At 69.9% G+C, this 13,793-nt stretch carries 9 protein-coding genes; 5 read left to right on the forward strand and 4 right to left on the reverse strand.

The features are described 5' to 3' along the window. Positions 1-76: 76 nt before the first annotated feature. The 4 genes from C2L58_RS05000 to C2L58_RS05015 all read right to left on the reverse strand — a co-directional run bounded on the left by C2L58_RS05000 (position 77) and on the right by C2L58_RS05015 (position 4,981). Positions 77-2,977 (reverse strand): ribonucleoside-diphosphate reductase subunit alpha, encoded by a 2,901-nt coding sequence (locus tag C2L58_RS05000; protein ID WP_103336200.1) that lies wholly within the window; start codon positions 2,975-2,977, stop codon positions 77-79. Between the two features lie 225 nt (positions 2,978-3,202). Continuing rightward, positions 3,203-3,787, reverse strand: coding sequence for an acetoacetate decarboxylase family protein (locus C2L58_RS05005; RefSeq protein ID WP_103336202.1), 585 nt, complete (start codon positions 3,785-3,787; stop codon positions 3,203-3,205). After that, on the reverse strand, positions 3,784-4,623 hold the full coding sequence (locus C2L58_RS05010) for an enoyl-CoA hydratase-related protein (RefSeq protein WP_103336204.1): 840 nt from the start codon (positions 4,621-4,623) through the stop codon (positions 3,784-3,786). The genes C2L58_RS05005 and C2L58_RS05010 overlap by 4 nt, the downstream gene beginning before the upstream one ends. A 25-nt stretch (positions 4,624-4,648) precedes the next feature. Then, positions 4,649-4,981 (reverse strand): hypothetical protein, encoded by a 333-nt coding sequence (locus C2L58_RS05015; RefSeq protein ID WP_103336205.1) that lies wholly within the window; start codon positions 4,979-4,981, stop codon positions 4,649-4,651. 361 nt (positions 4,982-5,342) lie between these two features. Between C2L58_RS05015 and C2L58_RS05020 the strand changes: the two genes are divergently transcribed. The 5 genes from C2L58_RS05020 to C2L58_RS05040 all read left to right on the forward strand — a co-directional run bounded on the left by C2L58_RS05020 (position 5,343) and on the right by C2L58_RS05040 (position 13,793). Continuing rightward, a complete protein-coding gene (locus C2L58_RS05020; RefSeq protein ID WP_233225553.1) occupies positions 5,343-8,453 on the forward strand; it encodes an NACHT domain-containing protein in 3,111 nt (1,036 codons plus the stop codon). A 123-nt stretch (positions 8,454-8,576) separates the two neighbouring features. Then, positions 8,577-9,368 (forward strand): TIGR03084 family metal-binding protein, encoded by a 792-nt coding sequence (locus C2L58_RS05025; RefSeq protein ID WP_103336207.1) that lies wholly within the window; start codon positions 8,577-8,579, stop codon positions 9,366-9,368. Beyond that, positions 9,365-11,053 (forward strand): acyclic terpene utilization AtuA family protein, encoded by a 1,689-nt coding sequence (locus C2L58_RS05030; protein ID WP_103336208.1) that lies wholly within the window; start codon positions 9,365-9,367, stop codon positions 11,051-11,053. Before C2L58_RS05025 ends, C2L58_RS05030 begins: the two co-directional genes overlap by 4 nt. Further along, complete coding sequence (locus C2L58_RS05035; protein ID WP_103336210.1) at positions 11,050-12,198, forward strand: acyl-CoA dehydrogenase family protein; 1,149 nt, start codon at positions 11,050-11,052, stop codon at positions 12,196-12,198. Before C2L58_RS05030 ends, C2L58_RS05035 begins: the two co-directional genes overlap by 4 nt. Beyond that, a complete protein-coding gene (locus tag C2L58_RS05040; RefSeq protein WP_199191102.1) occupies positions 12,195-13,793 on the forward strand; it encodes an acyl-CoA carboxylase subunit beta in 1,599 nt (532 codons plus the stop codon). The genes C2L58_RS05035 and C2L58_RS05040 overlap by 4 nt, the downstream gene beginning before the upstream one ends.

Consider the following 13,793-nt stretch of genomic DNA (forward strand, 5'->3'; position numbering starts at 1 on the left):
ACTTCGGGCAGGCGGGGTCGTGAGTGGTAAGGCGGGTTCTAACCCGCCTTACCACTCACGACAAGCCGCGGGAGGCTTACTGGCAGGCTTCGCAGTCGGGGTCGTCGATGCGGCAGGCGGCGCCTTCGGTGGCGACGAAGTCGACGTCGGGCTCCGGCTTGGGCACGGGCGCCGGTGTCGGCGTCGGCGCGGGGGCTGGGGCGGCCGCGGCGGGAGCCGCCGGGGCCGGGGTCGCCGAGACGGCGTTCAGCTTGCCGTCGGTGCCGCGCAGGGTGCTCTTCTCCACGTGCGTCGCGGACTGCGCGCGCAGGTAGTACGTGGTCTTGAGGCCCTTGTGCCACGCGTAGCGGTAGAGCTGGTCGAGCTTGCGGCCGCTCGGCGCCGCGATGTACAGGTTCAGCGACTGCGCCTGGTCGATCCACTTCTGGCGCACCGAACCGGCGTCGACGATCCACTTCGACTCGATCTCGAACGCCGTCGCGTACAGCGCCTTCAGGTCGTCCGGCACGCGGTCGATCTGGCCGAGGCTGCCGTCGAAGTACTTGAGGTCGCTGACCATGACCTCGTCCCACAGCCCGCGCGCCTTGAGCGAGCGGACCAGGTGCGGGTTGACGACGGTGAAGTCACCGGACATGTTCGACTTGACGAACAGGTTCTGGAACAGCGGCTCGATCGACTGGCCGACGCCCGAGATGTTGGAGATCGTCGCGGTCGGCGCGATCGCCATCACGTTGGAGTTGCGCATGCCGACGGTCTTGACCCGCTCGCGCAGCGGCGCCCAGTCCAAAGTGGACGAGGTGTCGACGTCGAGGCCGTCACCCTGGCGGGCGTCGATGAGCAGCTGCAGCGAGTCGATCGGCAGGATGCCCTTGCTCCACAGCGATCCCTCGAACGACTGGTACTGCCCGCGCTCCTCGGCGAGGTCGGTCGACGCCGAGATCGCGTAGTAGGAGAGGTGCTCCATCGAGACGTCGGCGAACTTCACGGCCTCGTCGGTGGCGAACGGGACGCCGATCTCGAACAGCGCGTCCTGGAAGCCCATGATGCCCAGGCCGACCGGGCGGTGGCGCAGGTTGGAGCGGCGCGCTTCCGGGATCGTGTAGAAGTTGATGTCGATCACGTTGTCCAGCATGCGGACGGCCGTGCGCACGGTCTTCTCGAGGCGCTGGGTGTCCAGGCCTTCGGGCGTGACGTGCTTGAGCAGGTTCACCGAGCCGAGGTTGCAGACCGCGACCTCGTCGACGGTGGTGTTCAGCGTGATCTCGGTGCACAGGTTGGACGAGTGCACGACGCCGACGTGCTGCTGCGGCGAGCGCAGGTTGCACGGGTCCTTGAAGGTGATCCACGGGTGGCCGGTCTCGAACAGCATGGTCAGCATGCGGCGCCACAGGTCGACCGCGCGGATGCGCCGGAACACCTTGATCTCGCCGCGGTCGGCCATCGCCTCGTACTCGCGGTAGCGGGTGGCGAACTCGTTGCCGTAGAGGTCGTGCAGGTCCGGCGTCTCGTTCGGCGAGAACAGCGTCCACTGCGCGTCGGCCTCGACGCGGCGGAGGAACTCGTCCGGCACCCAGTTCGCGGTGTTCATGTCGTGGGTGCGGCGGCGGTCGTCACCGGTGTTCTTGCGCAGGTCGAGGAACTCCTCGATGTCGACGTGCCACGTCTCGAGGTACGCGCAGGCCGCGCCCTTGCGCTTGCCGCCCTGGTTGACCGCGACGGCGGTGTCGTTGGCGATCTTGAGGAACGGCACGACGCCCTGGGACTGGCCGTTGGTGCCCTTGATGTGCGCGCCGAGGCCGCGGACCGGGGTCCAGTCGTTGCCGAGGCCGCCCGAGTACTTGGCCAGCAGCGCGTTGTTCTTGTACGCCTGGAAGATCGAGTCCAGGTCGTCGTCCACCGTGGTCAGGAAGCAGGACGACAGCTGCGGGCGCGTGGTGCCCGAGTTGAACAGCGTCGGCGTCGAGGCCATGAAGTGGAAGCTCGACAGCAGCTCGTAAAACTCGATGGCCCGGGCTTCGCGGTCGTCTTCCCGGATCGCGAGACCCATGGCGACGCGCATGAAGAACGCCTGCGGCAGCTCGAAGCGGGTGCCTTCGTGGTGCTGGAAGTACCGGTCGTACAGCGTCTGGAGGCCGAGGAAGCCGAAGTCGAGGTCGCGCTCCGGTCGGATCGCGGCGGTGATCTTGTCGAGGTCGAAGCGCTGCAGCTCGGCGTCGACCAGCTCCAGCTCGATGGCGCGGCGCAGGTAGGCGCGGAAGTACGCGGGGTACTCGCCGGCCATCTCGTCCTGGCTGGCCAGGCGCGGCTTCTTCGCCAGGTAGCTCAGCGCCTCGCCGCGCAGCTTGTCCAGCAGCAGCCGGGCGGAGACGTAGGAGTAGTTCGGCTCCTGCTCGACCAGCACGCGGGCGGCCAGGACCTGGGCCAGGGCCAGCTCGTCGGCGCTGATGCCGTCGTAGAGGTTGCGCTTGGCCTCGGCCAGCACCGGCTCGGCGCTGACGTCTTCGAGACCGGCGACGGCCTCGCCCACGACGTGGGACACGCGGGCCCAGTCGAGCGGGCGCAGGACGCCGTCGGTGCCCTTGACGTTCAGCGAGACCTCGGTCGCGGCCGGCTTGGCGGCCTCGCGGGCCTTGGCGCGCTCGTCGCGGTAGAGGACGTAGGCGCGGGCGACCTTGTGGTGCTCGCCGCGCATGAGGGCGAGCTCGACGATGTCCTGGATCTGCTCGATGTGCAGGGCGGTCTCGGGGCCGGCGTGGCGCAGCAGGGTGGTCTCCACCTGCTGGGTCAGCTCCGCGACGACGTGGTGCACGCGGGAGGACGCGGCGGCGTCGCCGCCCTCGACCGCGAGGAACGCCTTGGTCAGCGCGACCGAGATCTTCCCGGCGTCGAACGGCGACACGCTGCCGTCCCGCCGGATGACCCGGATCGCGGTGGGTGTGTCCGCGGCGGAGGGCCGCTGACCGGTTTCGACTGACATGCGTGTCTCCAAGTTTTCGGGCGCGTTCGATCGCCACACGGCGTCATGAGGCCGTGCGCTGCGGTTTCGTGAAAGCTGCCCGGCCGCCCTCTGCAGCGGTCTCCCCGTCGCTGGGGGCTGCCGGTGTTAGGAGACTACATGTTGGGGTCGATGTGCGCGCGGGACCCCAGATGGCGTGTCGCGAGTTCACTCTGGCGGGGTCGCGTGATCACCCAGAGGTGCTGCTCAAGCCCCGAAAACCAGCTCACTGCCGGGCAGGGCGAGGCTCAGGAACGGGCGCCGGCCGGCCAGGTAGCCGAGCGGGCCGCGGGCGTTGACCGTCCAGTCGGCCGCGGCGAGCCGGGGCCGGATCTTTGCGGCGACCGGGGTTCGCACGGGGGTGCCGTCGCGGTCCTGGAGGACGTCGAACCGGCTGGGGAAGGCGAGCGGCGAACCCGGTCTCGGCGTGAAGGCCGCGGTGGCGATCCAGTCGTCGCCGGTCGCTGCCGTGTACGTGCGGTCGGTGAACTGCAGGGCCGCGAGATCCTTCGGGATGGCCCACAGCTCGCGGCCGCCGGCGAGGGAGACCTCGGAGTCGACCCAGATCTGCGTGATCGTGCACGTGGTCCGCTTCCCGCGCACCGGGACCGCGGCGAGCAGCTCGTGGTAACTGAGCTGCCCGGGCTCGCGGTAGACGATCCAGGCGGTGAACACCGTGGTGTACCCGGCGAGGGACAGGGCGCCCGGGTGCACCTCGCGCGCGGGGACCCGCCAGATCGACACGTGGGCGTCGGCGACCAGGTTCCAGGGCTGCGGCGGGTACGGGGTCATTTCTCCAGCCAGGGCAGGTAGTCGGGCAGGTCCTTCTCGACGCGCATGCCGAACGACGGCGGCCGCTTCTGCAGGAACGACAGGACACCCTCGACGGCGTCCGGGTTCGTGCCGAGGCCGCCGATCAGTTTCGAGTCGAGCTCGTGCACCGGGAACGGCGAGCCGGCGCTCGCCATCCGGTAGAGCAGCTGGCGGGTCACCGCGACCGACACCGGGGCGGTCTTCTCGACGATTTCCCGCGCCAGCTCGTACGCCGCGTCGAGGACGGTCCCGGTCTCGACGACCGTGTGCACCAGGCCCTTTTCGCCGGCTTCGACCGCCCCGAACACCCGGCCGCTGATCATCCAGTCGAGCGCGGTGCCCATCCCGACGAGCCGGGGGAGGAACCAGGCGGAGGCGCCTTCGGGGTAGATGCCGCGGCGGGTGAAGACGAACCCGAACCGCGAGTCCTCCGACGCGAGCCGGTAGTCGCACGCCAGCGTGATGGTGATGCCCCCGCCGACGGCGGCCCCGTGCAGGGCGGCGATCACGGGCTTGTTCATGGTGAAGATCCGCTTCGAGCACCGGCCGGCGGGCTCCTGCCACTCCCGGCCCGGTCCCTCGTCGGGATCGAAGTCGAAGCCGCCCTGCGAGAGGTCGGCCCCGACGCAGAAGTCCGGCCCGGCCCCGGTCAGCACGACCACCCGGACGTCCTCGTCACGATCGGCGCGGTCCATGGCGGCACCGAGTTCGTCGGCCATCCGGATCGTGTAGCCGTTGCGCGCCTCGGGCCGGTTCAGCGTGACCGTGGCGATCCGGTCCGCGACGGCGTAGGTGATCTCGGCGTAGTCGGCCATGCGACGAAGCTATTGCAGTCCGGCACTACTGGCAAGATGTCAATAGTGGGTTCGCAGCCTCCCGGCGATACCGGCGGCGAGTCCGGCGGCTCGCCCAGGCCGAACCGCCTCCGGCTGCGGCGGCGGCGACCCAGGGGAGCACCGTGCCAACCAGGACCACGGCGCCGACCACCAGGATGAACAGCGAAACGATCCTGACAAAGGTTTCCCGGTCGCCGGTGACCGCAAGGCCGATCACCCGAGTGAGCAACGGAGAACCGGTGTCCATGGGACCTCTGCGCAATTCTTCGCCCGAGATGGCGTCGATCTGCTCCGTTGTTGTCGCGTTCTCGTCGCGTTCGCGTTTCCGGTTGTGCACGGGTCCTCCTCGGCCATGGGGTGGTCGAGGAAGATCCTTCGTCGGGCTCCGGCGAGTCGGGGTATCGAACGGGTGAAGCGGGCAGGTCGTGGGCTACGCTGCACGCTGCTTCGGGTGGCGATTTCACCCGCTGCGGGGGAGGAATAGCGGCGGGGAGGGAGATATCGCTACGCGGAGTGAGCGGCGCCTGTACGACGAGTTGCGCGCTCTCAGGGGTAAGGCCGACGCCGTGCGGCGCAAAGCCGGACTCCGTCCGTTGTCGCAGGACGAAACCGAACGGATCCTGCGCAAGTCGCCGTATCTCGTCGCCGATTTTCGGGGGCAGCGGCTCAGCGACTGGCTGGCAGAAGATTTTTCGAAGGTGAAAACGCCATCGGCGGGCAGTTTGGCCGCCGTATTCGCACTGGTACGGGTCTGGAGCGAACAGGCCGGCGTCACCGCGCCCGCCGAGCGGTACTGGGCCGACCTGCTGGAAGCTGCCCAGCCCGACCGATCCGCCAAGAGCCGGACGCGGACCGAGCCGGCTGACAGTCCGGTCCACGCCCTGATCGACGACTACATCGCGGCGGCCGTGCGAGCGGCTCGAGAACACCCGTACCCGGGTGTGCTGCCGGGGAACACGCCGCCGCTGACCGAGGTCTACGTCCGTCAGCGGGTGCGGGTGGGAGAGCCGCGCGCGCGATCGACGGCACCCGGGAAACTCACGGGCCCGGTCTCCGCCTTGGTCGGCGACGCGGCTTCGTGGACGTCCGCGCCGTCGCCCCGGCGGGTCTCGGGCCGGATGTCCGCCGAAGAGATCCTGGACAGAGATCGCATCTGCGTGGTCGTCGGCACCCCTGGCGGAGGCAAGACCAGTCTCTTCCGCACTCACTTGATCCGTGCTGTGGAGGCGAGGAGGGCGGGTGAACTCGAAACTTCGCTGCCGATCCTGGTGCCCGCGGCCGCCTTGTCGGGCAAACCACTGGCGGCTGCGCTCGCGGAGGCGGTGACCGCCGAACTGAGCAGTTTCGGCCTGCTCGAGAAGCTGCCGGACGCCTTGTTCAAGGAGGGCCCGTACGACGACGTGCCGTGGCTCGTCATGGTCGACGGACTCGACGAAATCACCGACCCGGCCGCCCGCCGGAACCTCCTGGCCGCGCTGGAGCAGATCTCCGACGGCACCCGTGGACGTCAGTACCGGTTCGTCATCGCCACACGTCCCCTGCCCGATTGGGAGTTGGCGGTCCTCGGGGCGCAGGCTCCGGTGTACGAGTTGGAACCGTTCACCTGGTCGGATCTGAACCGCGTTTCCGCCGACTGGTTCCGGGTCCTTGGACTCTCGTATCCCGACCGGGTGGCCGAGCGGTTCGCGAGCGCGGTGCGGCGGACCAGGGTGTTCGGGCTGGCCCGGACGCCGCTGATGGCGGCGCTGCTCTGTCAGCTGCACGGTGCGAACCCGGACGCTCCGTTGCCGGCCAGTCGCGGCGAGATCTACCGCAAGTACGTGGAGCAGCTGACCCGACGTATGCAGAGCGCGGACCTGTCGGGCGTCCAGGCTCAGGTGCGAGCCGGCTTGGCACGCTACGGGGACGAGGCACTGAAGGACGGCTGGGGGACCCTCGAGCGGCTGCCCGAACTGATCGCCCGATCGGCGGCAGAGCTACGCGGTGGTTGTCCGGCTTCGATCTTGGACATCATCTCCGGGCTGCCCGGTGCCGCGTGCCCCCAACGAGTACCGGCCACCGTTTGGAAGGAGTACCTGCAAAGCCTGTTGCTTCGCAGCGGCCTGGTGATCCTGCGCGGCGGGGAGCTGTCCTTCTTCCACCAGACGGTCGAAGAGTTCCTGGCCGCGACCCACGCGACGCGATCGGCGCCGGCCAGCCTGGAGTCGCTGGCCGCTCTCTTCGGGAGGAAACGTCGCGTTCCCCTCTTGGAACAGGTGCTCGGCCGGCGCGTCCCGCCGCCGCCGGAGGTGGACACCTCGTTCACGGGGTTCGTGCTCGACCAGTGTGGCGAAGTCCAGGACGCGGTCGCCGATCACTTGCTCCGGCTTGTCGACCGCGGCGGCTTGGCCGGGTGCGGGTTCATCGCCGTGCTACTCCGTCTCGGCACCGAAGTTCCGCGCCGCGTCATCCTGGCGATGGCGAGGAAGCTGGTGGACCTGGTTTGGGTCCTGGGCAACACCTCGAATCCCGCACCTCCCCGGCGCGCTCGAGGAGTGGTGCGCAGTGATCATGAGCGGTTCGAAAACGCTTTCCTGGCCCTGCGCTTGCTGGCTTCCATCGGTGCGGAGGACGCGCTCGACCGGCTGCGCTCGATCGCCCGCGACGCCGACCTCCACCCCGCTGTCCGGGCGAGGGCAGCCGAGGCCGTCGTCGACCTCGACGTCGATGTCACTGCCGCGGTCGGGCTCCTGGACGAGCTGGCGAGGAACAAGTCGATCGGCTCGCGGATGCGGGCCACCCTGGCGGCGCGGGTCGAGTCGCTGGATCCGGACCACGTGTCCCGCCTGCTCGCCGATCTCGCCCGGGACGCCACGCTGGCCGGGCGGGAACGGGTCGCGTCGGTCATGACCCTGCGCGGCCACGAAGCCGCGTTGGCGTCGGATCTGTTCGCCGAACTCGCCCTGGACACCAGGATGAGCGGGTACTCGCGGGTCCGGTCCGCCGGCGTCCTGGCCGGTGCGGGGGACGTGCGCGGGATCGAACTGCTCGACGGACTGGCCCGGGCCGAGGACCTTCCGGTCTACGTGCGCGAGGAGGCGGTGCGTGCGCTGGTCAAGCACGGTGGTTCCAAGGCGGAGAACGCGTTGTCGAAGTTGGCCTCGGACCGTTCGATCGATCCCCACGTGGGGATCCGTGCTGCCGGTGCGTTGGCCGAACACGGCGACAAGGAAGCGCTGAAGGAGCTCGAGCGCATCGCGACGCAGCACTTGAGTGATCACAACGTGCGGATCGGTGCGGTCGAAATGCTGGCAGCCTTGGGGGAGTACCACCCGATGGAGCTGCTCGAGTTGCTGGTCCGGGACACGACACTCGACGACGACGGCCGGCTCCGGATCCTCGAGATCATGCTCGAGACCGGTGGCCGTCGCGGAGCCGACGCGGTGAATTCGCTGGTCGGTGACCGCTCTCTCGGTGACCGCGCCCGCGTCTTCGTCGCGGGCCTCCAGGGATCCGTCGATCGGCCCGCCGCGGTTCGCACCCTCCTCGACTTCATCGGTGATCGGAGCGTGGCGGGGGCGGCCCGGGTCGACGCGGCCGAGTTGCTCGCCCATTTTCTGCTCGGCGAGCACGCGCGGCTGCCGGACGCGGTGGACGTCCGGACGCACACCTCGGAAGACTTCCGGGTGGATCCCGTCGGCCACGTCGACCTGGACCGGGTCACGATCATCGATCTGATCGACGACCTGAGCCGCGATCGCCGGGTGCCGAGAGCTGATCGCGGCCGGGCGTTCGAAGTTCTCCGCCGGTTCTCCCTGGAACGGCGCTAGTCCGGACCACGCCGACGGAGGTTGCGGTCCGGTGGTCTCGGACGCCCGTGGCGAAACAATCAGGCGTGCTTGATTTTTCTCCGCGCCGGTGTCACGCTGGCCCGAGACGCAAGGAGGCGGGCGATGGCGGATCTCGGCGTGATCCTCGGGGATCTCGACGCGGAGACACGGACGATCGAAGACGTGGTGGCGAACCTGCCCGCGGCGGACTGGGCGCGGCCGACACCGGCCGAAGGGTGGACGATCGCGCACCAGATCGCGCACCTGGCCTGGACCGATCGCAAGGCCCTGATCGCGGCCGCGCACCCCGAAGACTGGCCGGCCGAGGTCGAAGAGCTCCTCAAAGGCGGGGAGACCTACGTCGACGACGGGGCCGCGGCCGAAGCGCGGCGGCCGCCGGGGGAGATCCTCGAAGGCTGGCGCGAAGGGCGCGCATTGCTCGCCGAAGCCCTCGCCGCCGTGCCTGAAGGGCAGAAGCTGCCCTGGTACGGGCCGCCGATGAGTGCCGCCTCGATGGCCACCGCGCGGATGATGGAGACCTGGGCGCACGGCCAGGACGTCTTCGACGCCCTCGGCCTGACCCGCGAGCCCACCGCGCGGCTGTGGCACATCGCCCGCTTCGGCACCCGGACCCGCGACTTCGCCTACAAGGTCCACGCGCTCGCGCCGCCGCCCGAGGAGTTCCGCGTCGAGCTGACCGCGCCCGACGGCTCCACCTGGGCGTTCGGCCCCGTGGACGCCGCGCAGAAGCTCACCGGCACCGCGGTGGACTTCTGTCTCGTCGTCACCCGGCGGCGGCACCCGGCCGACACCGGTCTGGTCGCCCACGGCGCCGACGTCGAGGAATGGTTGACCATCGCGCAGGCCTTCGCCGGGCCGCCCGGGGAAGGCCGCAAGCCGGGGCAGTTTGCATGACCTACCGCATCGGCAACGCGTCCGGGTTCTACGGCGACCGCTTCTCGGCCGTGCGCGAGATGCTCACCGGCGGCCCTCTCGACGTGCTCACCGGGGACTACCTGGCCGAGCTGACCATGCTCATCCTCGGCCGCGACCGGATGAAGGACGCGAACCGCGGCTACGCCAAGACGTTCCTCCGGCAGATGGAGGAAAACCTCGGGCTGGCGCAGGAAAACGGCGTCAAGATCGTCGCCAACGCGGGCGGGCTGAACCCGGCCGGGCTCGCGGACGCGCTGCGCGAGCTGGCCGGGAAACTGGGGCTCGACGTCAAGATCGCGCACGTCGAGGGCGACGACCTCGTGGCGCGGGCCGAGGAGCTGGACCTCGGCAAACCGCTGACCGCCAACGCCTACCTCGGCGCCTGGGGCATCGTCGAATGCCTCAACGCGGGCGCCGACGTCGTCGTGACCGGGCGCGTCACCGACGCCTCCGTCATCGTCGGCCCGGCCGCCGCGCACTACGGCTGGGCGCGTGACGACTTCGACGCCCTCGCCGGCGCGGTCGCCGCCGGGCACGTCATCGAATGCGGTGCCCAGGCCACCGGCGGCAACTACGCCTTCTTCACCGAGCACTCCCTCGGCGTGCCCGGGTTCCCGATCGCCGAGATCGAGGCCGACGGCTCCAGCGTCATCACCAAGCACCCCGGCACCGGCGGCGTGGTCAACGCCGGCACGGTCACCGCGCAGCTGCTGTACGAAATCACCGGCGCGCGGTACGCCGGGCCGGACGTCACGACCCGGTTCGACACGCTCTCGCTGACCGAGGACGGACCCGATCGCGTGCGCATCTCCGGCGTCCGCGGGGAAGCTCCGCCGCCGACGCTGAAGGTCGCGCTGAACACCCTCGGCGGGTTCCGCAACGAGACGACGTTCGTCCTCACCGGACTCGACATCGAGGCGAAAGCCGCGCTGGTGCGGGAACAGCTCGAAGCGTCCATGAAGGACCGGCCGCCGGCCGACGTCCGCTGGACCCTCGCGCGCACCGACCACCAGGACGCCGGCACCGAGCAGACCGCGAGCGCGCTGCTGCACGTCGCCGTCAAGGACGCCGACCCGAAGGTCGCCGGCCGCGCGTTCACCGGCGCGGCCGTCGAACTCGCGCTGGCCAGCTACCCCGGGTTCCACGTCACGGCGCCGCCGTCGGACGCCTCGCCGTACGGCGTCTACACCGCGGCCTACGTGGACGCGGGCGAGGTCCCGCACGTCGCCGTGCTGCCGGACGGGATGCGGGTCGACATAGCGCCCTCCACGTCCACTCAGGACCTGTCCGAAGTGGATGAACCGGCGCTGCCCGAACCCCTCGGCCACGGACCGGTGCGGCGGGTGCCCCTCGGCGCGATCGCCGGCGCGCGCAGCGGCGACAAGGGCGGCAACGCCAACCTCGGCGTCTGGGTGCGGTCGGAAGAGGCGTGGCGCTGGCTGGTGCACCGGCTGACCGTCGCCGAGTTCAAGCTGCTGCTGCCCGAGACCGCGGACCTGCCGGTGACGCGGTACCTGCTGCCGAACCTGCGGGCGATGAACTTCGTCGTCGAAGGCCTCCTCGGCGAGGGGGTCGCGTCGCAGGCCCGGTTCGACCCGCAGGCCAAGGCGCTCGGCGAGTGGCTGCGGTCGCGGGAGATCGACGTCCCGGAGGTCCTGCTGTGACCGACCCGTTCCGGACGCCCGAACGGGCCGAACTGCGCAAGACCGTGCGGAAGTTCGTCGAGCAGGAGGTCCTGCCGCACCTCGACGACTGGGAGCGCGCCGGCGAACTGCCCCGGGCCCTGCACCGCAGGGCCGGCGACCTCGGCCTGCTCGGCGTCGCCTTCCCGGAAGAGATCGGCGGTGGCGACGGCAACTACCTCGACGCTCTGGTCGTCGCGGAGGAGATGCACTACGCCGGCGGTTCCGGCGGCCTCTTCGCGTCGCTGTTCACCTGCGGCATCGCCGTGCCGCACATCGCCGAGGCGAACGACCCGGTGCAGCTCGAACGCTGGGTGCGGCCGACCCTGGCCGGGGCCAAGATCGGCTCGCTCGCCGTCACCGAGCCGGACGGCGGTTCCGACGTCGCCGGGATCCGGACCACCGCCGTCCGCGAGGGCGACGAGTACGTCATCAACGGCGCCAAGACGTTCATCACCTCCGGGTGCCGCGCGGACTTCGTGACGACGGTGGTGCGCACCGGCGGCGACGGCGCCCACGGGCTCTCGCTGATCGTCGTCGAACGCGGGACACCGGGGTTCACGGTGAGCCGCAAGCTCGAAAAGATGGGCTGGCTCTGCTCGGACACCGCCGAACTGTCCTACGTGGACGTCCGGGTGCCGGTGGAGCACCTGGTGGGCGCCGAGAACAGCGGGTTCGCGCAGGTGGCCACCCAGTTCGTCACCGAACGGCTGTCGCTGGCCGTGCAGGCGTACGCGCACGCCCAGCGCGCGCTCGACCTGACACTGGACTGGTGCCGGCTGCGCGAGACGTTCGGCCGTCCGCTCATCTCGCGGCAGGTCGTCCAGCACAAGCTCACCGAAATGGCGCGGAAGATCGACCTCGCCCGCACCTACACCCGGCAGGCCGCGATCCGGCACGTCTCCGGAGAAGAGGTCATCGCCGAAGCCTGTTTCGCCAAGAACACCGCCGTCGAGGCCGCCGAGTGGGTGGTCAACGAGGCCGTCCAGCTGCACGGCGGGCTCGGCTACATGCGCGAGTCCGAAGTGGAGCGCCACTACCGCGACGTCCGGATCCTCGGCATCGGCGGCGGCACCACCGAGATCCTCACCGGCCTGGCCGCGAAGCGATTGGGATACACCTCGTGACTGCTCTTAGGTCCACAGTGGACACACGGGCCGCCGAGTTCGGCGCGAACCGCGAGGCGATGCTGGAGAAGCTCGCCGAGATCGACGCCGAGCACGCCAAAGCCGTCGCCGGTGGCGGCGAGAAGTACGTCGAGCGGCACCGCAAGCGCGGCAAGCTCCTCGCGCGGGAACGCATCGAGCTGCTCCTCGACGCGGATTCGCCGTTCCTGGAGCTGTCGCCGCTGGCCGCGTGGGGCACCGACTACCGCGTCGGCGCGAGCCTGGTGACGGGCATCGGCGTCGTCGAAGGCGTCGAGTGCCTGATCTCGGCCAGCGACCCGACGGTCAAGGGTGGCGCGAGCAACCCGTGGACGACGAAGAAGAGCTTCCGGGCCGCGGACATCGCCGCGCAGAACCGGCTGCCGTCGATCAACCTCGTCGAGTCCGGCGGCGCGGACCTGCCGACGCAGAAGGAGATCTTCATCCCGGGCGGCCGGATCTTCCGGGACATCACGCGGGCCTCGGCCGCGGGCTGCCCGACGATCGCGCTGGTCTTCGGCAACTCCACCGCGGGCGGCGCGTACCTGCCGGGCATGTCGGACTACGTCGTGATGGTCAAGGAACGAGCGAAGGTGTTCCTCGGCGGGCCGCCGTTGGTCAAGATGGCCACCGGTGAGGAGTCCGACGACGAGTCGCTCGGCGGCGCCGAGATGCACGCGCGGACCTCGGGCCTGGCCGACTACCTGGCCGCCGACGAGCAGGACGCCATCCGGCTCGGCCGCAACATCGTCAAGCGGCTCAACTGGACCAAGCAGGGGCCTTCGCCCAAGCCGGACTACGAAGAGCCGCTCTACGACGCCGAGGACCTGCTCGGCATCGTCCCGACCGACCTCAAGGTGCCCTTCGACCCGCGCGAGGTCGTCGCCCGGGTCGTCGACGGCTCCGACTTCGACGAGTTCAAGCCGCTCTACGGCTCGTCGCTGGTGACGGGCTGGGCGAGCATCCACGGCTACCCGGTCGGCGTGCTGGCGAACGCGCAAGGTGTCCTGTTCGGCGAGGAGTCGCAGAAGGCCGCGCAGTTCATCCAGCTGGCCAACCAGATCCACACGCCGCTGGTGTTCCTGCACAACACGACCGGCTACATGGTCGGTAAGGAGTACGAGCAGAGCGGCATCATCAAGCATGGCGCGATGATGATCAACGCCGTGTCGAACTCGAAGGTGCCGCACTTGTCCGTCCTCATGGGAGCGTCCTACGGCGCCGGGCACTACGGGATGTGCGGCCGCGCCTTCGATCCCCGCTTCCTGTTCGCCTGGCCGAGCGCGAAGTCCGCGGTGATGGGCCCGGCGCAGCTGGCCGGCGTGCTGTCCATCGTGGCCCGCGCGGCGGCCGAGAGTCGCGGCCAGGAATACAACGAGGACCACGACAAGGCCATGCGTGCCATGGTGGAAGGCCAGATCGAGGCCGAGTCGATGCCGATGTTCCTCTCCGGCATGCTCTACGACGACGGCATCATCGACCCGCGCGACACCCGCACCGTGCTGGGGCTGAGCCTGTCCGCGATCCACAATGGACCAGTGAAGGGCGCCGAGGGCTTCGGCGTCTTCCGGATGTGA

Source organism: Amycolatopsis sp. CA-126428 (assembly GCF_002904335.1).
Classification (GTDB): Bacteria; Actinomycetota; Actinomycetes; order Mycobacteriales; family Pseudonocardiaceae; genus Amycolatopsis.

What these genes read in the sequence shown, in the direction of transcription:
- C2L58_RS05010 (WP_103336204.1), bottom strand. Translation starts at nt 4,623, where the DNA reads ATGGCCGACTACGCCGAGATCACCTACGCCGTCGCGGACCGGATCGCC.
- C2L58_RS05025 (WP_103336207.1), top strand. Translation starts at nt 8,577, where the DNA reads ATGGCGGATCTCGGCGTGATCCTCGGGGATCTCGACGCGGAGACACGG.
- C2L58_RS05005 (WP_103336202.1), bottom strand. Translation starts at nt 3,787, where the DNA reads ATGACCCCGTACCCGCCGCAGCCCTGGAACCTGGTCGCCGACGCCCAC.
- C2L58_RS05000 (WP_103336200.1), bottom strand. Translation starts at nt 2,977, where the DNA reads ATGTCAGTCGAAACCGGTCAGCGGCCCTCCGCCGCGGACACACCCACC.
- C2L58_RS05030 (WP_103336208.1), top strand. Translation starts at nt 9,365, where the DNA reads ATGACCTACCGCATCGGCAACGCGTCCGGGTTCTACGGCGACCGCTTC.